At 61.5% G+C, this 19784-nt stretch carries 17 protein-coding genes; all 17 read left to right on the top strand.

All coding sequences use genetic code 11. The features are described from left to right. The first annotated feature begins 359 nt into the window (after window positions 1-359). Complete coding sequence (locus DTW90_RS27810) at window positions 360-773, top strand: DUF2442 domain-containing protein (RefSeq protein ID WP_149342574.1); 414 nt, start codon at window positions 360-362, stop codon at window positions 771-773. Between the two features lie 54 nt (window positions 774-827). Further along, window positions 828-1811: a GlxA family transcriptional regulator gene (locus DTW90_RS27805; RefSeq protein ID WP_149342572.1), complete on the top strand. Its 984-nt coding sequence runs from the start codon at window positions 828-830 to the stop codon at window positions 1809-1811. Window positions 1812-2067: 256 nt separating this feature from the next. Continuing rightward, complete coding sequence (locus DTW90_RS27800) at window positions 2068-3741, top strand: ABC transporter substrate-binding protein (RefSeq protein WP_132524589.1); 1674 nt, start codon at window positions 2068-2070, stop codon at window positions 3739-3741. A 74-nt stretch (window positions 3742-3815) separates the two neighbouring features. Next, entirely contained in the window at window positions 3816-4829 is a 1014-nt protein-coding gene (locus tag DTW90_RS27795; RefSeq protein ID WP_132524587.1) for an ABC transporter permease, read from the top strand. A 3-nt stretch (window positions 4830-4832) separates the two neighbouring features. Further along, window positions 4833-5708, top strand: a complete 876-nt coding sequence (locus tag DTW90_RS27790) for an ABC transporter permease (RefSeq protein WP_132524585.1) — start codon at window positions 4833-4835, stop codon at window positions 5706-5708. Between the two features lie 32 nt (window positions 5709-5740). Further along, window positions 5741-7798 carry an ABC transporter ATP-binding protein gene (locus DTW90_RS27785; RefSeq protein ID WP_246665078.1) on the top strand — a complete coding sequence of 686 codons (2058 nt, stop codon included), beginning with the start codon at window positions 5741-5743 and terminating at the stop codon, window positions 7796-7798. Between the two features lie 2 nt (window positions 7799-7800). Further along, window positions 7801-9072, top strand: a complete 1272-nt coding sequence (locus DTW90_RS27780; RefSeq protein WP_132524581.1) for an MFS transporter — start codon at window positions 7801-7803, stop codon at window positions 9070-9072. Continuing rightward, the gene (gene hydA / locus DTW90_RS27775) at window positions 9069-10502 is read left to right on the top strand and encodes a dihydropyrimidinase (RefSeq protein WP_132524579.1); all 1434 of its coding nucleotides are present in this window, start codon (window positions 9069-9071) and stop codon (window positions 10500-10502) included. Before DTW90_RS27780 ends, hydA begins: the two co-directional genes overlap by 4 nt. Further along, complete coding sequence (locus DTW90_RS27770; RefSeq protein WP_132524577.1) at window positions 10499-11272, top strand: SDR family oxidoreductase; 774 nt, start codon at window positions 10499-10501, stop codon at window positions 11270-11272. The genes hydA and DTW90_RS27770 overlap by 4 nt, the downstream gene beginning before the upstream one ends. A gap of 36 nt (window positions 11273-11308) precedes the next feature. Beyond that, complete coding sequence (locus DTW90_RS27765; RefSeq protein WP_149342569.1) at window positions 11309-12352, top strand: NAD(P)-dependent oxidoreductase; 1044 nt, start codon at window positions 11309-11311, stop codon at window positions 12350-12352. After that, window positions 12352-13293: an allantoinase PuuE gene (locus tag DTW90_RS27760; protein WP_132524573.1), complete on the top strand. Its 942-nt coding sequence runs from the start codon at window positions 12352-12354 to the stop codon at window positions 13291-13293. The genes DTW90_RS27765 and DTW90_RS27760 overlap by 1 nt, the downstream gene beginning before the upstream one ends. Next, on the top strand, window positions 13268-14989 hold the full coding sequence (locus DTW90_RS27755; RefSeq protein WP_348642666.1) for a thiamine pyrophosphate-requiring protein: 1722 nt from the start codon (window positions 13268-13270) through the stop codon (window positions 14987-14989). The genes DTW90_RS27760 and DTW90_RS27755 overlap by 26 nt, the downstream gene beginning before the upstream one ends. A gap of 22 nt (window positions 14990-15011) precedes the next feature. Continuing rightward, on the top strand, window positions 15012-16346 hold the full coding sequence (locus tag DTW90_RS27750) for a dihydroorotase family protein (RefSeq protein WP_149342567.1): 1335 nt from the start codon (window positions 15012-15014) through the stop codon (window positions 16344-16346). A gap of 10 nt (window positions 16347-16356) precedes the next feature. Further along, complete coding sequence (locus DTW90_RS27745; protein ID WP_149342565.1) at window positions 16357-17130, top strand: glucose 1-dehydrogenase; 774 nt, start codon at window positions 16357-16359, stop codon at window positions 17128-17130. A 57-nt stretch (window positions 17131-17187) separates the two neighbouring features. Then, window positions 17188-17973, top strand: coding sequence for an SDR family oxidoreductase (locus tag DTW90_RS27740; RefSeq protein WP_149342563.1), 786 nt, complete (start codon window positions 17188-17190; stop codon window positions 17971-17973). Window positions 17974-18321: 348 nt separating this feature from the next. Beyond that, on the top strand, window positions 18322-19029 hold the full coding sequence (locus tag DTW90_RS27735) for a TetR/AcrR family transcriptional regulator (protein WP_149342561.1): 708 nt from the start codon (window positions 18322-18324) through the stop codon (window positions 19027-19029). Between the two features lie 128 nt (window positions 19030-19157). Then, window positions 19158-19784, top strand: a 627-nt coding sequence (locus tag DTW90_RS27730) for a Gfo/Idh/MocA family oxidoreductase (RefSeq protein WP_188080082.1), incomplete at its 3' end; no start/stop codon positions are given.

The raw sequence follows: 19784 nt of genomic DNA, 5'->3' as shown, positions 1-19784 counted from the left end.
ATCGCATGAACAGGCCCGAGCGGGGAAGCCGGAAAAGGATACCGATGTTCAGCCACTGCGCTCTCGTCGGTACGGCCATTTTATTGCGATCAAATGATACCACGATCCGTCACTTGTAAAACCTAACATCTTGGGTTATTTTGAATATGGTCACGCTTCCACGCCAGCATGGAATGCGCTTCGTCATCTATACTGCCGATCATGAGCTGCCGCACGCACATGTCGTTGGCGCAGGAGAAGCGCGATTGAGATCGTCAACCTGACGGTCACCACGCATATGTCCGACAACGATGTCCGCCGAGCGGTCGCGGTCATAGAAGAACACCAACAGTTGTTTCTCGATACCTGGAGAAAATCTAATGATTGAGATCAGTGATGCAGAACTCTCTCAGGCAAAGCAGCGCTGGGAGATGGAGCGCGCAGAGAGGCCGATCCCGGCATTCGTTCGTTTCGATGCCTTGTCTGAGCGCGTTATCGTGGAATTCACGAACGGCGCCGCCTTCATGTTTCCGGCTCGCTCGCTCCAGGGTCTGGAAGAAGCGACGACAGAGCAACTGGCCGAAGTCGAGCTTCTGGGCGAGACGGGTCTGCATTGGGAAAGTCTTGATGCCGACTATACGGTCTCAGGGCTTATGAACGGAATATTCGGAACAAGGGCATTCATGGAAGCTCAGCGTCGAGGCGGCCAGTCACGCTCGCCCGCCAAAGTCGCGGCAAGTCGCGCAAACGGCGCCAAGGGTGGCCGCCCCAGGAAATCCGTAGAGCGCTCCTGATTTCTGGCGCAGACTTAATCAACGTCTCTCGGCACCTGTGTTATATCTTCGTCGATGACGCGCCAATCCTTCTCTCTCGATCAGTTGAAATATAGCGGGCAGCCCGTTCGCATCGGCTTTTTCCTCGCGCCCGACTATCCTCTGATGACTTTTTCCGCGGCGCTCGATTCGCTGCGCCAGGGAAACCGGCTGATCAAGCGGAAGGCATTCGAATGGGTGCTGATTTCGATGGATGGGAAAGACGCGCGCTCCAGCAGCGGCCTGGCGTTTCCGGTTGATTTCGCCATGGCGCAGGCGCCGAAATGTGACATCCTTTTCGTCTGTGCCGGTGTGAACTACACCGAGAGTTACGATCCTGCCCTGTTCTCATGGCTCAGGCGCATTTATTCCGAGGGTTGCGTTCTCGGCGCCGTGAGCACGGCCGTTTTCTATCTTGCCAAGGCCGGGTTGCTCGAAGGGCGGCGCTGCGCCATCCATTGGGAGTCGCTACCGACCTTTCGCAGCGAATTCCCGAACTGTCTGGCGACGGACGATATCTTTGCCGTTGACGGGCGCATCATCACGTCTTCCGGCGGCACGGTCACGCTCGACATGATGCTCTACCTGATAGCCGCCATCGAGGGGCGGGACCTTGCGGCAAAGATATCCGATCAGTTCAATCATCCGCGCATGCGCCGACAGGATGATGCGCAGCGCATGGTGCCGGAAGATCGCTTTGGCATCAGAAATGCCAAGCTCGGCTTCGTCATCCGGCGAATGGAAAGCAGCCTTTCTGATCCGATCGAGATTTCGGAATTGGCCGAAAGCATCAATGTCTCATCCCGCCAGCTGGAACGGCTCTTTCGGACGAACCTGAACAAGAGCCCATCGCGGTTCTACATCGATTTGCGCATGGCAAGGGCGAAGGAGCTTCTGCTCCATACCGATCTCAGCGTCGGCGAAATTGCCAGCGTTTGCGGCTATGAATCGCCGTCGCATTTCAGCCGCTTTTATCGGCAGCATTTTCGCGAGAGCCCGGCGGCGACACGCCGTTCCTGAACCCTCAGGATGCAAGCATGAGCTGTCATTCCGCACTGCAAAAGCTGCTTGCGGATGCAATATAGCGCCATGTCGCCTTACGCATATATCATGTCGGATGAGTGCATTCTGTCCTACCGATATTGGCCCTAGATTTGTTTCTGACGGCGAAAACGGACATCAGATCCGCGCGATAATAGATGCTGCAGAGCACAATGCCTGCATCGCATCCACACAATAAATGGGAACTGCCTGCTCGAACTCGGAGACCACGATCTTGGAAAAGAACCAGCATCCTTATATCCCGACTCTCGTCAAAGAGCTGACTGACGGGAGCATCAGCCGCAGGGACTTCCTGCGCAAGTCAACGCTTCTCGGCCTTTCGGCCGCAGCGGCCTATTCCGTCGCCGGAATGGTCGACCCTTCCAGCGCGGTCAAGGCCGATGACATGCCGAAGGGCGGCAATCTGCGCATCGGCATGCGCTGCATGGAAATCAAGGACCCGCACCTCGCCGACTTCGCCGAAAAGTCGAACGTCATCCGCCAGGTCTGCGAATACCTGACGTTCACCGACCGTAACAACATCACCCATCCCTATCTCCTCGAAAAATGGGACGTCAGCGACGATCTGAAGACCTGGACGCTGCATGTTCGCAAGGGCGTCAAGTGGCGCAAGGGCGGCCGTGAGCTCAATGCAGACGACGTCGTCTGGAACCTGAAGCGCGTCAGCGATCCGAAGGTCGGCTCGTCGGTGCTGGGTCTCTTTACCGGCTATCTCGTCAAGGAATATGACGCCGGCGAGAAGGACGAAAAGGGCAATCCGAAAAAATCGAGCAAGCTCTGGGCCGACAACGCGATCGAAAAGGTCGACGACTATACGGTTCGCCTGAACTGCTACGCACCGCAGATTGCCGTGCCGGAACATCTCTACCACTATCCGATGTTCATTCTCGACCCCGCCGACAACGGAGCCTTCGGCCCTGATGCCAATGGCACGGGCCCGTTCGAAATGACTGAATACACGGTCGGCAAGGGCGCAAAGTACAAGGCGCGTACCGACTACTGGGGCACGGGTCCCTATCTCGCCACGTTCGAATATGTCGATCTTGGCGACAATCCGGGCGCCGGCATTGCGGCGATGGCATCCAAGCAGGTCGATGGCCTCTCGGAAGCAGACGCGGTGCAGATCAATGCCATGAAGAACTTCCCTCATGTGGCTGTCTACAAGGTCGAAACGACCCAGACCGTCGTCGCCCGCATGCATCCTGACGTCGAGCAGTTCAAGGACAAGCGCGTTCGTCAGGCCATGCGTTATGCGATCGACCGCGACAAGGTGATCCAGACCTCACTCCTCGGCGCGGGCACGCCGGCGGAGGATCACCATGTCGCGCCGTCGCATCCCGAATACGCGGCTCTGCCGAAGTATCCGCGCGATATCGAGAAGGCCAAGAAGCTGCTTGCCGATGCCGGTTATCCGAACGGCTTCGAATTCGACATGGTGACGCGTCCGGACCCGATCTGGGAACTCAACACGGCGCAGGTCCTAGCCGAACAGTTCAAGGACATCGGCGTCAAGATCAACATCAAGTCGCTGCCGAGCGCCCAATATTGGGAAGTGTGGACATCGGCGCCGTTCAGCCTGACGGCCTGGGGCCACCGGCCGCTCGCCATCATGACGCTGTCGCTTGCCTATCGCTCGAATGCCGCCTGGAACGAATCCCACTATGCCAATCCGGAATTCGATCAGCTGCTGACCCAGGCAGAGGGCATCCTTGACCCAAAGGAACGCAGCAAGGTCATGGCAAAGATCGAGGCGATCATGCAGGATGACGGGCCGATCGTTCAGCCCTTCTGGCGCGTCTTCTCGACCGTGATGGACAAGAAGGTCAAGGGCTTCGAGCTCCATCCTTCGCAGTATATCTTCGCGCATCAATACGCGATCTCCGCTTAACGAACGGTGCCGTATTCGCCCGGTATTGCCGGGCGAATATCCGCTGATCGCGCGTAACTCGGACTGATGTTCCAATGTCGAAATTTCTTGTAAAACGGCTGATCATGATGCTGCTCACCATGCTGTGCGCATCATTCCTGGTCTTTGCGGTGTGCGAGTTCACGCCTGGAAGCGTGGCGCGCAAGTCGCTCGGCCCCTTCGCGACACAGCAGCAGGTCGATATCCTGACTGAGAAGCTGAAGGCCAACGATCCGCTCATCGTGCGCTACGGCCGCTGGCTCGGCGTTCTCGTCGGCGCCATCCCCGATCCGTTGCAGGACCCGAGCACGGGCCTGAACTTCAAGGATCCGCGCGGCGCGCAATACTTCGGCAATTTCGGCTATTCGACGCTCAACAAGCTGCCGGTCAACGACGTGATCTGGAACAGGCTCGGCAATACCGCGATCCTGGCAGGCCTCGCCTTTCTCCTGATCGTGCCGTTGTCGATCATCTTCGGCATCCTGTCTGGGCTGAAGGAGGGCGGCGTGCTCGACCGCACGCTCTCGGTCATCTGCATTACCTTCACCTCCATTCCGGAATTCGCCTCCGGCGTCTTCCTGGTGACCCTCTTCGTCATTCTCTGGCCGATCCTGCCCGGCACCAGCCCGCTGAACAGCGACGGCGGATGGCCGGTCCCGTCACAGTTCGTGCTGCCGGTCGCGGTCCTTGTCATCTACGATTTCGGCTATGTCGCCCGCATGATCCGCGTCTCGATGATCGGCGTGATGGAGCGGCCCTATATTCGCACCGCAGTCCTGAAAGGCATGAATACGCGCCGCGTTGTTCTGGGTCATGCGCTTCGTAATGCGATGATCGCCCCCTTTACGGTGCTGCTGCTGCAGATCAACTTCCTGATCAGCGGCGTCGTCGTAACCGAACTGGTCTTTGCCTATCCGGGCTTCGGTCGGCTGATCCTCGATGCGAGCCTCTTCGGCGACATCGCGACCCTTGAGGCCGCGACGCTGATCACTGTTGCCGTCGCTGTCGTAACGCAGCTGCTGGGCGATCTCGGCTACATGCTGCTCGATCCACGCATCCGGGTGAGGTGAACCATGGCGCTTCAAGACAATATCGCTGGCGTCAAGGTCGTACCGGCAAAGCGTGCCGCCCGGCCGAACTGGATGCGCATCTTCCATTCGAAGACGGCCGTCGTCGGGCTCTTCCTGGTGGCCTTCTGGGTCGCTGCGGCGCTGCTTGCACCCATCCTACCGCTGCCTTCGCCGACCGATTCCGACGTGATGGCGATGGGCAATCCGTTCCCGTCGGCTGCGCACTGGCTGGGTACGGATATTCTCGGCCGCGATGTGCTCGCCCGGTTGATCTTCGGTGCACGCACGGTTCTGTCTGTCGCCCCGCTCTCGGTCGCGGTCGCAATGATCGTCGGCATCACCATGGGCATGGTGGCGGGTTACTATGGCGGCTGGATCGACACGCTGATCAGCCGCTTCTCCGACATCATCCTCGCCTTCCCGGTCCTCGTGATCTACGTGATCCTGATCGCCAATATCGGCCCCTCGGTTCTGAACATCGTCATCGCGACGACGATCGCCTCGGCGCCGGGCATCGGCCGCATCACCCGCGGCTTGGTCCTCGGGTTGAAGGAGCAGGAATATATCGCGGCCGCCAAGCTGAGGGCCGAGAGCACGATCTACATCATGCTCGTCGAGCTCCTGCCGAACTGCCGCAGCATGCTGATCGTCGATGCCTGCCTGCGCATCGGCTACACCATCATCACCATCGGCATCCTCGGCTTCCTCGGTCTTGGCCTGCCGCCACCGAACCCGGATTGGGGCGGCATGGTCAAGGAAAGCGTGACCGTGCTCAACGTCTGGCCGCTAATGTCCCTGATACCGTCCGCAGCACTTGTCAGCCTCGTCCTTGGCTTCAATCTGCTTGCCGACGGCATGCGCGAGGCCTGGAAGCCATGAACCTGACCGTATCCAACCTGCAAGGAGTTACGATGTCCGGCGCACCGATGTCCGATCTCGAACCCCTCCTCGATATCAGGGACCTGAGGATCGAGTTTCGCGGAAAGACCGATACCGTTGTCGCGGTCCCGAGCCTCTCCTTCAGCGTCCGGCCGGGGGAAAGCTATGGTCTCGTTGGGGAATCTGGCTGCGGCAAGAGCACGACCGCCATGGCGATCATGGGCTATCTCGGCAATACGGGTGTGATTGCCAATGGCAGCATCCGCTTCGACGGCAAGGAGCTTGTCGGCGCCAGTGCCAGGGAATTGCGGGCCATCAGGGGCCGTCGCATCGCCATGGTCTACCAGGATCCGATGAGCGCGCTCAATCCGGTCAAGACGATCGGGTCGCAGCTCGCGGAGGTGCCGCTGCTGCATCTGGGGTCGACGAAGAAGGAGGCCATGGAAATGGCCGCCGCGATGCTGGATGACGTCCGCCTGCCCGATGCCGGCGATATGCTGAAGCGCTATCCGCACCAGCTCTCCGGCGGTCAGCAGCAGCGCGTCGTCATTGCCATGGCGCTGCTGGCGCGGCCGTCGCTGCTACTGCTCGACGAGCCGACGACCGGGCTCGATGTCACGGTCGAAGCCGCCGTCATCGACCTGATCGGCGAGCTCAGGAAGCGTTATTCGACCAGCCTGCTGTTCATTTCCCATAATCTCGGCCTGATTGCCGAGACCTGCGACCGTGTCGGCATCATGTATTCCGGCGAAATGGTCGAGGAGGGGACGACCGCCGACCTGTTCCGCAAGCCCCGCCACCCCTATACGCAGGGGCTGATCGACTGCATTCCCGATATCGGCAGCGACAAGCGCAGCCGCGCGCTCGCCGCCATTCCCGGCCATATTCCGTTGCCGCAGGAGCGGCCGGAAGGCTGCTTCTTCGGGCCGCGCTGCTCAGGCTTCACCGCCGGTCTCTGCGACCGACCTGATCTCGACCTGACGTCGGCCGGAGCCGATCATCTCGTCCGTTGTGCCCGCTGGCAGGAGATGGACCGGCCCCGCACAATTCTGCCGCCGACGCTATCCAGCACGGCCCAGCAGGAAGAAGCGATCACCCTATCCGACGTAACGAAGCTTTACCGGATCAGCGCTCAGAAGGCGGTCAAAGCCAACGAGGCGGTGTGCTTTAGCGCCCGCAAGGCCGAGATCGTCGCGCTGGTCGGCGAATCCGGCTGCGGAAAGTCGACGCTGGCGCGCATCGTCACCGGTCTGGACAGTGCGACTTCAGGATCGATCCGCATGGCCGGCGAGAACATCGCCGAGCTTCAGGCACGCGAGCGTCCGCGGCATCTGCTGCAATCCATCCAGATGATCTTCCAGAATCCGGACAGTACGCTCAACCCGTCCCACTCTGCCGCCTTCTCGATCCGTCGCTCGATCAAGAAGTTCGGGGTCCGCAAGGGCAAGGCCGCGATCGAGCAGCGGGTCCGGGAGCTTCTGGAAATGGTGCGCCTGTCGCCCACGGTTGCCGATCGCAAGCCGAGCCAGCTCTCCGGCGGACAGAAGCAGCGCATCGCCATTGCCCGCGCCTTTGCCGCTGATCCGTCGCTGATCGTTGCCGACGAACCGGTCTCGGCGCTCGACGTCTCGGTTCAGGCAGCGGTCGTTACCCTGCTTCTCGACATCCAGCGAGAGAAGCATACGACGATGCTGTTCATCAGCCATGACCTGGCGCTCGTCCGGCACGTCGCCGACAAGGTCGTCGTCATGTATCTCGGCAAGGTGATGGAGAAGGGCACGGTCGAGGAGGTCTTCGGCGGCGGAACTCACCCTTATACCGAAGCGCTGATTTCGGCGATCCGCAGCCCGAACCCCGACGAGGAACCGCGCGAACGGATTCGGCTGACCGGCGAAACGCCGAGCCCGGTCAATGTGCCTGCGGGCTGTCGCTTCGCGACGCGCTGCCACCGAAAGGTCGGCGCGATCTGCGATAGCGTTGCCCCGCCGATCCGGCAGATGTCGGACACACACGAGATCGCCTGCCATATCGAGGAAGAAAAACTGCGCGCCGAACTGCCGGTCTATGCCGCAGCGGCAACAAGGGAATAGCGATGAGCGGCGAAGCATCCATGGGTGCGAGTTTCTGGAAGCGGGCAACGCGATTTCGCGCGCTTGTCCCCGTCATGGTCGCCATTTGCGTGATCGGCACGGGCAACAGCCTGTTGACCACATCGGTATCGCTGCGCCTCAGCGAGCCGGATGTCGATCCCGGCGCGGTGCAGCTGCTCCTGACCGGTTTTCCGGTCGGCTTTCTCGCAGGCTGCCTCGCCGCGCGTTTCCTGGTCTCGCGTTTCGGCCATCGTGGCACCTTCCTGGCCGTCGGTTTCCTGGCGGCTTTCGCAGGATTCGGCTACATGGCGACATCGGCAGCGTCGGTCTGGCTCGTGCTGCGACTTCTGAACGGCTTTGCCATGGCGGTGATATTCGTCGTCTCGGAAAGCTGGATCAATCTCTATGCGGACGAGCGTAATCGCGGCTCCTATTTCTCACTCTATATGATGATGACCTCGCTTGCCGTGCTCTTTGGCCAGCTCATGGTCGAGGCGGCAGGCCCGCATTCCCCCTATCTCTTCCTGATCGCGGCGATGACGGTGACGATCGGTGTGCTCTATTGCCGGTTCGTCGGCCGTCCCTGGCCGTCTCTGCCCATGCGTAATATTCGCCCGCTGCAGGCCGACGTCACATCCGCCGATCAACGCTATGGCCTGTGGAAGCTCGCGATCCTTGCGCCCGTCACCATCATCGCGGTCTTCCAGGCTGGCATGACCAATATGAACGTCTTCGCCTTGACGCCGCTCTACGGCGCGAAGATCGACCTTCCGGCTGCAACGACGGTCGGGCTGGTGACGGCATTCAGCCTGGGCGGCATGCTGGCGCAGACACCGGTCGGCTGGCTCTCCGATCGGATGGACCGCCGCTGGATGCTGCTGGTTCAAGGCATTCTGGCAGCGATGTTGTGCGTCTCAATCATCGTGCTCGGAACCGAACTCGTACCGCTGCTCTTCGTGCTTTTCTTCCTCTATGGCGCAACGGCATTGACGATCTATCCCGTCGGCATCGCCTTCGCCAATTCGCAGATCGACAGTCGCCATATGGTTTCCGCTTCCGGCGGTCTTCTGCTGCTCTATTCGATCGGCAATGTCATGACGCCGGGCGTTGCCGCCGGTCTCATGGAGCATGTGGCGCCCTATGCACTCTTCATCATGCTTGGCAGCGGCGCGGCGCTTGTTGCCGTCGGCGCCTGCTTCAATCTTCGCCGCAAGGCGGTCCATTCGGACTTGCACGTTTCGCCAGACTGCCTCGTTTCCGGAGCCAATGAATGATCAGGGATTCCCGCTTCGATCTCGTTATTCGCGGAGGCCGCGTCGTGCTTCCGGAGGAGACCCGCGACATCGATATTGGCGTTTGTAACGGTGTGATTGTCGCGCTGGCTGCCGACCTGCCCGAGGGACGCCAGGAGATATCAGCCGAGGGGCGCCTGGTCCTGCCGGGCGGTGTCGACAGCCATTGCCACATGGACCAGCAGCCCTGGGAGGGAAAGGCGACCGCCGACGACTTCAATACCGGCACCCTGTCGGCGCTCTGCGGCGGCACGACGACCGTAATCCCCTTTGCGATGCAGATGCGCGGCCAGTCGCTGCGCGATATCGTCGAAGATTATCATGAGCGGGCGCGGCCAAAGGCGCATATCGACTATGGCATTCACTTGATCGTCGGCGACCCTTCGCCGGAGGTGCTTCGCGACGAGATCCCGGCGCTGATTGCCGAGGGCTGCACTTCGATGAAGATCTACCTCACCTATGACGGACTGAAGCTCGACGATTACGAGGTGTTGAACGTCCTCGATCTCGCCCGGTCCCATGGCGCAATGGTGATGGTGCATGCCGAGAACGACGCCTGCATCCGCTGGCTCACCGAAAAGTTCATCGCTGCCCGCAAGACGCAGTTGCGCTATCACGAAAAGGCCCATTCCGAGATCGGCGACCGCGAGGCGACCTTCCGCGCCATCAGCCTGTCGGAACTGATCGAGACGCCGATCCTCGTCAGCCATGTCGCTGCCGGCGGTGCCGTCGAAGAAATCCGCCGCGCCAAGGCGCGGGGATTGCCGATCTATGCCGAGACCTGCCCGCAATATCTGTTCCTATCGGCCGAGGACATCGACACCCACGATCTCTCCGGCTCGAAATGCGTCTGCACGCCGCCGCCGCGCGACAAATCGAACCAACCGGATATCTGGCGTGGTATTCTCGACGGCACGCTCGAGGTCTTCTCATCCGACCATTCGCCGTGGAACTATGCCGACAAGATCGCCGGCGGCCCGGATACACCCTTCAATCGCATTCCAAACGGTATTCCCGGCATCGAGACGCGGCTGGCGCTATTGTTTTCAGCTGGTGTCAACGGCGGCCGCATGTCGCTGCAGAAATTTGTCGATCTGACGTCTGCAGCCCCCGCGCGGCTCTTCGGCCTTTATCCGCGCAAGGGGCTGATTTCGGTGGGATCGGATGCCGATATCGCCATCTGGGATCCGGATCGTGTCGTCACCATCAATAACGACATGCTGCATCACGCGACCGATCATACGCCGTATGAAGGGCAGACCGTTCGCGGCTGGCCGGTCATGACAATCTCGCGCGGCGAATTGGTGTGGAATGATGGCGAGGTGCTGTCGGTTCCAGGCCGCGGCCGGTTCGTTCCCCGGCAGCGGCCATTCCCGCCGCAGCAGGGCTTGTCACGGATCCTCGCGTCATGACCGCGGCAGAAAATCCCATGAGCCAGCGGCTTGCCGGCAAGGTGGTCATGATCACGGGTGCCGCAAGCGGCATCGGTGCGGCGATTGCACGTCGGTGCCTTGCCGAAGGCGGCAGCGTCGTCTGTGCCGACCAGTCGGAGGATGCGATTTTCAACCTTGCCGAAGGCCTCGGCCCCTGCGCTGTCGCCGTTCGCTGCGACGTAAGGGATCAGCGTTCGATGGAGCGGGCGATTGATACGGTCCGCGGCCGTTTCGGGCGGTTGGACGGGTTGGTGCACAATGCGGCCGCACCTTCGCTTGACGGCACGGTCGTCGATCTCAGTGAAGAGCAATGGCGTCTCGAAATCGATGTCAGCCTCACCGGCGCGTTTCTGGCGAGCAAGTTCGCCATTCCGTTGATGGCGGCTGGCGGAGGTGGTTCGGTCGTTCTGATCGCCTCCCAGTTTGCGCATGTTGCGACGGGCAAGGCTGTCGCCTATTGCGCCGCCAAGGCCGGTCTGGTTCATCTCGCCAAGGCGATGGCGATCGACCACGCAGCCGAGGGCATTCGCGTCAATAGCCTGTCACCCGGAGCCGTCGCCACGCCGCGGCTTTTGCAGCGCTGGCCCGATCTGGAGGCCGCGGGCAAGGCACTTGGCCCGGCCCATCTGCTTGATCGGATCGCGCAACCAGAGGAAATCGCGGCGGCGACCGCCTTCCTCCTCTCGCCCGATGCCTCCTTCGTGACCGGCACCGATCTTCTCGTGGATGGTGGCTATGCAGTGCGCTGATCATCTTTCCCGTAATCAATTGGAATGGATTTTGAAATGACCCTTCTTGTCACCGGCGGTACTGGCTTCGTCATGAGTGTGGTGGTGCGGGAATGGCTCGACCGCGATCCTGCTGCCCGTGCCGTCATTCTCGATCGCTCCGGCCTCGACGCCATGGCCGAGCAATATTTCGCTCCGGTTCGGGATCGCCTGACGGTCATTACGGGCGATATCTGCGATCCCTCGCAATGGTCGAATGCGCTCGATGCGCACGGTATCACCGCGATTGTTCACGGCGCGACCATCACGCCGATTTCGCGCGGCAGCGCCGCCGAGGCGAAGCGCCAGCCCGAGGCTGAGGACCCGGCGCGGATCGTCGATGTCAATCTGATGGGCACGGTGCGGATGCTCGAATGGGCGCGCAACAAGCCCTCCGTCAAGCGCTTCCTCTATGTCAGCTCGGGTTCCGTCTATCGCCACCATGGCCCGGACTGGACGGGCGAACCTTTGCCGGAAGACGGCTATGTCGCACCGCTGACGCTCTACGGCATTTCGAAATTCGCCTCTGAAATGGTGGTCAACCGCTACGCCGATCTCTTCGGCATTTCGGCTCTGAGCGTGCGTCTCGCATCGGTCTACGGTCCGATGGACCGGGCGACCGAGAGCCGCAACTTCCGCCATGTCCCGAACCGCGTCGCCCATATGGCGCTTTCAGGCGATGTGATCCGGCCCAACAGCCTGGAATCGGTCGGCGATTACGTGCATTCGGGCGATGTTGCAAAGGCCGTCATCGCGCTGATCTCGGCACCGCGCCTTCGCTATCGCCACTACAATATCGGCAGCGGCCGCACATCGACGACCGGCGATATCGTCGAATGGGCGCGGGAGCGCGTGCCTGATCTGAAGGTCGAAGTCAGCCCGCACGAAACCGCCAACGTCATCCAGGACGCGACGCTCAAAGACGGCATGTGGGGAGAATACGATCTCGCCCGTATCGAGCGCGACACCGACTGGCGCCCGCGCTCCGGCAGGGACGCCTTCCACGACTACATGGACTGGATTGTCGCCAACGAAGCTGCCGCGGCGAAGGAGGGGAAATAATGTCCGAGACCATCAAAATAGAAAATACGGAACGCCAGCCGCGCGACTTCATCGGCTACGGCCCAAAGCCGCCTTTCATGAGCTGGCCTGGGGACGTCAAGGTCGCGATCAATCTTGTTCTCAACTATGAGGAAGGCTCGGAATATTCCTGGCTGGAAGATGGCCGAAATGACAATTGGGGCGAATACAACATCCCCAATAGCCCTTCGGTCCGCGATCTCGGCACGGAAACCCATTTCGAATATGGCAGCCGCGCCGGCGTCTGGCGCTTGGCCCGCCTCTTTGATCGCTACAACATCCCGATCACGGTGTCTGCCTGCGCCGTGGCATTGGAAAAGAACCCCGCCGTCACCGAATGGATGAATGCCCGTGGCCATGACCTGCTCGGCCACGGCCTGCGCTGGAGCGAATATTCGACTGTCGCACGCGAAGATGAGGAGCGGGAGCTGCATGAGGCGATCGCGCTCTACAAGAAGCTGACCGGCCGCCGCCCGATGGGCTGGAATTGCCGTTCCTTCCCGAGCGTCAATACGCGCGACCTGATCGCGAAGGAGGGCGGGTTCCTCTATTACTCCGATCCCTGCAACGACGATCTTCCCTATTTCATGGATCATGACGGCACGCGCATGCTCGTCGTGCCCTATTCCAAGACGCTGAACGACAGCCGCTATCTGATCGCGCCGGGCTACAGCAATCCACGCGATTTCACTGAGGATTGCCGCTCGGCCATCGACTACCTGCTCGGCGAGGCAGACGAGACCGGCGGCCGGATGCTGACAATCGGCGTTCATGCCCGCTGGATGGGCCAGCCGAACCGGGCCTCCGGCCTGCGCGACGTCATCGAGCATGTCCAGAAGACGCCGGGAGCTGCCTTCATGCGCCGCGAGGATATTGCCCGCTACTGGCTAGAAAATCATGAAACATTTGGCCGTCATGCGTGATGGAACCGAAGCAGTGCCGCTGGCGGAGCCCAGCGAACCAGTGAGCGGTTGGAGGAAAGACATGAACGGTGCTGAGGTCGTCGCCTCGATCCTGAAACAGGAAGGCGTCAAGCAGATCATCGGCTTCCCGAACAGCGAACTGTTCGATGCGTCGGCCCATCTCGACATTCCGCCTGTCATAACCCGGACACCGCGTGTGGCAGTCAATATCGCCGAGGGCTATGCCCGCACCACGGCCGGGAAAGAACTCGCCGTGGTCACCGTGCAATATGGTCCCGGCGCGGAGAGCGCTTTCGGCGGCATCGCACAGGCCTTCAACGATCGCGCGCCGATCCTTTTCCTGCCGACGGGTTATCCGCGCGGCTCGGAAGCGGTGGCGCCGAATTTCGAGGCGAGCCGCAATTTTCGCCACATTACGAAATGGTGCGAGGCGGTGACCCGTGTCGAGCATTTGCCGAAGCTGATGCACTCGGCAATCACCCGTCTTCGCAATGGTCGCCCGGCCCCCGTGCTTCTCGAACTGCCGGTCGATCTATTGGCCGAAAAGCTCGATCCGTCCCATGACATCTATCAAAAGCCCCGTCGCAGCGTGCCGCAGGCCGATGCGGGGGAGATTGCCGAGCTGATCGCAACCCTGCTCGCCGCAAAGAATCCCGTGGTTTTCGCGGGCCAGGGCGTGCTTGCCGCCTCGGCGTCGAAGGAATTGGTAGAGTTCGCGGAACTGCTGCGCATTCCCGTCATGACGACGCCGAACGGCAAGAGCGGCTTTCCGGAGAACCATTCGCTGGCGCTCGGCACGGCGGGGCGCGCGCGTCCGGCAACGGTCGATCACTTCATGGATAAGGCCGATGTCGTGCTGGCGCTCGGCACCAGCCTTACCCGTTCTCACTACATCCTGCCGATCGCCAAGGACAAGGTGTTGCTGCAGGTCACGATCGACGAGGGTGATCTCGGCAAGGATTATCCGATCGCGCAGGGTGTCGTCAGCGATGCCCGCTCCGCTTTGAGGCAGATGATCGCCCATGTCAAAAGCGAGCGATTGGCCATCCCCGATCGCGGCGATATTGCCGAAGAGATCCGTGGCATCCGCGCCGCCTTCATGGAACGCTGGATGCCGTTCCTGACTGCTAACAGCGAGCCGATCTCGCCCTATCGTGTCGTCTGGGAAATCATGCGCGCCGTCGATCCGGCCAGGACCATCGTGACCCACGATGCCGGCAATCCGCGCGACCAGTTCAGCCCTTTCTACGAGGCGACCGTGCCAGGCAGCTATGTCGGCTGGGGCAAGACGACCCAGCTCGGCAGCGGCCTCGGTTTTGCGCTCGGCGCCAAGCTGGCACGGCCGGAGGCGACCGTCGTCAATCTGATGGGCGAGGCGGCCTTCGGCATGGTCGGCATCGATTTCGAGACCGCAATCCGCTGCAACCTGCCGATCCTGACCGTCGTGATGCGCAACAACGTGCTTGGCGGATATGCCGCGAGCATGCCGATCGCCACGAAGAAATACGGCGCCAACCGGATGTCGGGAGGCTATGCGCCGATCGCCGAGGCGCTCGGCGGCTATGGCGAATGCGTGACCGCTCCCGCCGATCTGCGTCCGGCGCTGCTTCGCGCTCTGGAAAAAGTGGGCCAGGGGCAGGCGGCTCTGGTCGAAGTCGTGACGCATGAAGAGCCGCGCCTGCCGGGGCTTTGCTGACGGCGCGCGACAGGAGAGCGACATGTTCGACACGATCATATCGGGCGGCACCGTCGTCAACGCCGACGGTGAGAAACGAGCCGACGTCGGCATCACCGACGGGCGGGTCGCAGCGATCCTCTCGCCCGGTGACTTGGCTGGGGCCCGGACAGTCGTTGACGCGACGGGCTGCCATTTGCTGCCCGGTCTCGTCGATGCCCATGTCCACCTGCGCGAACCGGGTTTGACCCAGAAGGAGGATTTCGACAGCGGGACACGGGCAGCGGCACTCGGCGGCGTGACATCGGTGCTCGACATGCCGACCGACGATCCATGGACCGCGACATCGGAGCAACTCGCCGAGAAGATGGCGATGGCGAAGGAACGCATCCATGTCGATGTCGGCTTCCAGGTGGTTCTCAGCCAGGATCTGAGCCTTCTCGAAGGATTGCTTGCGCTCCACCCGGTTTCGCTGGAACTCTTTACTGCCGACGTGCCTGCAGCATTTCGTTTCGATACGATGGATGCCGTAGCCGGGATGCTGAGGCGCCTTGCCGGACGCGACACGCTGATCGGCATCTCTCCGGGCGATCAATCCATTCTTGATGGCAGCGGCCAGCGCGACCGCGCAGGCGATATCGCCGCATTCCTCGTCAGCCGCTCGCCGCTTGCCGAGGCCGGCGGCGTTGCGCGTGCCGTGCTGGCCGCAGCAGAGACCGGCGCACGCATCCATGTCCGCCAAGTCAACTCCGCCCTTGGCGTTTCCGCATGGCGGCGTCTGCGCGACATGGCCGACGCGACCGTCGAAACGACGCCGCAGAACCTGTTCTTCACGGCAGCAGATTATGAAACGCTCGGCGCAAACCTGAAGGGATCGCCGCCCCTGCGCGACGCCAAAGATGTCGAGGCGCTGCGGGCCGCCCTCTCTGAAGGGCTGATCGACATCGTCGCCACCGATCATGCGCCGCACAGCCCGGCCGAGAAGGCGGCGACCTATGCGGCATTCGCCGATATTCCTGGCGGCATGCCGGGCCTGCAAACGCTGCTCCCGACGATGTTGAGGCTGGTCGAGGCAGGGTTGATCGATCTCTCCGATCTCGTTCGCATGTGTGCCCGCAATCCGGCCGAGCGCTTCGGTCTCGGCAGATCGAAGGGGGTAATCGCGACCGGTTACGATGCCGATATCCTTGTTGTCGATCGGCGCCAGACGAGCCTCATCACCAACGCCGAGCAAGCATCGCGAGCGGCCTACACCCCGTTCGATGGCTGGAGCATTCCGGCAAGGCTCACCCGCGTCTTCCTGCGAGGAGAAGAGATCGTCCGCGACGGGGCAATCATTGCCGAAAGGCGCGGCGCGGTCGTCGCCCGCGAAGTCTGAGGAAAACATCATGCCTATGCTGCAGAACAAAATTGCCATCGTCACCGGCGCAAGCTCCGGTCTCGGCCGCGCCATCGCCTTGCGCTATGCCGGCGAAGGAGCGTCGGTGGTCATCGCCGACACGATCGAAACGCCGCTCGAGGGCGGTGAGAGCACGCTCGAGCGGATCCGTGCCGGCGGCGGCAAGGCTCTTTTTGTCACGACCGATATTTCCGATTGGGATGCTGTGGATGCGCTGGTCAGCGAGACCGTCAAGCATTTTGGACGGCTCGACGTTATGGTCAACAACGCTGCCATCTACACCTCGACCAATCTGCTCGAAACGACGCCGGAGCAATGGGCGCGGGTCATCGGTGTCAATCTCACCGGCTTCTTCTATTGCTGCAAGCGGGCGATGCAGCAGTTCCTGACGCAGGAACCGGTCAACGATGTGCGTGGGCGCATCATCAATATCTCCTCGCAGCATGGCATGGTCGCCTGCCCCGGGGATTTTCCCTATGGCGTCAGCAAGGGCGGCATTGTCCAGATGACCCGCCAGATTGCGGTCGATCACGCGGACGATCTCGTCGTCTGCAACGCGATCGCGCCGGGCAAGATCATCACGGGAAAGCCGGGCGTCGCCAACGATCCGGATTCGCTCGACTATTCGCGCCGGCGCACGCCCTGGCCGCGCCTCGGAGCGCCCGACGATGTCGCCGGTGCCGCACTTTTCCTGGGAAGCGACATGGCGAGCTACGTCACCGGCATCAACCTGATGGTCGACGGCGGATGGATGGCCGGCTGAGCGGTACGGAAACAACGAAAACCGGCCATCTGCCGGGCAATGAAAGGAAACACGATCATGGATCTTGGACTGAACGGCAAGACGGCGCTGGTCTTCGGCGCCGGCGGCGGCCTCGGCGGCGCGATAGCGCGCACATTGGCAGGCGAGGGCGCCAAGGTGGCGGTCGCGGATATCAACCGCGATGCGGCACAGGCAACGACGGATGCCATCAAGGCCGCCGGCGGGACGGCGATGACGCTGGAATGGGATATCGCCGATCTCTCCATCATCGGCGCGCGGCTGAAGGCGGTCGAGGACGCGTTCGGTGCCGTCAACGTGCTCGTCAACAATACCGGCGGTCCGCCGCCGACCCCTGTTGCCGGCCAGGACGCGGAAACCTGGCAGCGTTTCTTCAACTCGATGGTGTTGCCGGTCATCGCGATTACGGACCATGTCCTTCCCGGCATGAAAGCCGCGAAATGGGGCCGTATCATCACCTCCACATCGTCCGGCGTCATCGCGCCGATCCCCAATCTCGGCATGTCGAACACGCTGCGCACCTCGCTGCTCGGCTGGTCAAAGACCCTGGCCCAGGAAGTCGGCCGTGACGGCATTACGGCGAACATCGTGCTGCCCGGCCGTATCGCCACGGGGCGCATCACCTTCCTCGACGAGCAGAAGGCGAAGCGCGAAGGCCGTACCGTCGAAGATGTCTCGGCGCAAAGCACCGCGTCGATCCCGGTCGGCCGCTACGGCGACCCGCAGGAATATGGCGACGTCGTCACCTTCCTGGCAAGCACCAAGGCATCCTATGTGACAGGCAGCGTTCTCAGGATCGACGGCGGGTTGATCGCAAGTATCTGATTTCGATAGGCTATCATCGGATCCGCGGCGCTGTTGGGCGTCGCTGCGGATCCGAGAAGTGATGACCAGCTTGATGGTCCTAGACGATTGCTCGATGACAGATCGCCACGCTGGCGATGCCATGGCGGCTTTGCCGGTCAAATCCATCCCATCATCAGTCCGCTGCCCAACAACCTCGCACGGTTCGCACGCCGGTTGCATTTGTAATTCGTTCGGATGAGTTACGTTTCGTAACTGGCCAGTTACCCCGATGCGGGACATCATGGGGACTGTCAAGCAGGTTGCGGATCGGGTAGTTGTGATAGACAAGAGATCATTTGGTCTCCAATATTGCAGCCGAGGATGATGATGAGCGAAGCCAAGACCGCCGGAGCCCGACGCAAGACCACAAAACCTGTCTCCGCGGAGACGGTTGTGGGCGAAGTGTCGGCGCTGAAGCCGCGGTTGCGGGATGCGGAGCGCACCAGCACGGCCATTCTGGCTGCTGCAACGAAGGAGTTCGCGGAACGCGGCTATGGCGGCGCCCGTGTCGATGCGATTGCCGCCCGGGCCAACATCAACAAGCGGATGCTCTACCATTATTTTGGTGGGAAGGATGCGCTCTATGTCGCAGTGCTCGAGGGTAGCTACATCGCCATCCGCTCGGCCGAGGCGAGGCTCGACCTCTCCCACCGCGCACCACGCGACGGCATGCGCGAACTGGTTGTTTTCACATGGCAATATTTCCTTGCCCATCCGGAATTCCTCGGCATTCTCAGCACGGAAAACCTGCACAAGGCAAAATTCCTGAAGCGCTCCGCGCGGATTTTCGAGCTGCATTCGCCGTTGGTCGCCGAGATATCCGGGCTGCTCGATCGTGGGGCAGCCGGCGGTGATTTCCGGCCCGGCTGCGATCCGGTCAAGATCTATATGACGATCGCCGCGCTCGGCTCGTTCTTTCTGACAAACCGCTGGACTCTCTCGACAATTTTTCGTCGAAACCTGTCCGACAAGGCCGAGATCGAAGCCTGGGGCGAGCATATCGTCGAGGTCATCTTCGCCTATCTCCGGCCTTGATCGGCTGTCGCCCTCCACCCGATCTGACTATCCCGGCAAGCCTCCCTTCGATTGATGAAGCTGGTTGACAGGGTTCATGACGCATGTCAGTTATGTAACTATCTGGTTATTTATTGGGAGGAATAATCATGGTGGCAAAATCGCTCGGCATCATCATGCACGGCATCACCGGGCGCATGGGATACAACCAGCATCTGGTTCGCTCCATTCTGGCAATCCGCGATCAGGGCGGCCTGCTGCTGTCGAACGGTGACCGGCTGATGCCCGATCCGATCCTGGTCGGGCGCAATGCCGACAAGATCGGGGAGATTGCCCGTAAGCACGGCGTTACCCGCACGACGACCGATCTCGATGCCGCCCTTGCCAATCCCAACGACACGATTTTCTTCGATGCCGGCTCAACGCAGATGCGCATCGGCCTTTTGACCAAGGCGATCGAGGCCGGAAAGCACGTCTATTGCGAAAAGCCGATCTCCGAGACCCTGGAAGAGGCGCTATCCATCGCAAGCCTCGCGGAACGTCGCGGCGTCAAGAACGGCGTCGTCCAGGACAAGCTCTACCTCCCCGGCTTGCGCAAGATCGCGCTCCTCCGCGACAGCGGCTTCTTCGGCAAGATCCTCTCCGTTCGCGGTGAGTTCGGCTATTGGGTGTTCGAGGGCGACTGGGGCGTCAAGGCGCAGCGGCCGTCGTGGAATTACCGGAAAGCAGACGGCGGCGGCATGATCCTCGATATGCTGCCGCATTGGCGCTATGTG

It is taken from the genome of Neorhizobium sp. P12A (genome assembly GCF_008365395.1).
In the GTDB taxonomy this organism is placed as follows: domain Bacteria; phylum Pseudomonadota; class Alphaproteobacteria; order Rhizobiales; family Rhizobiaceae; genus Rhizobium.
This window is presented reverse-complemented; position numbering and strand designations above follow the sequence as displayed.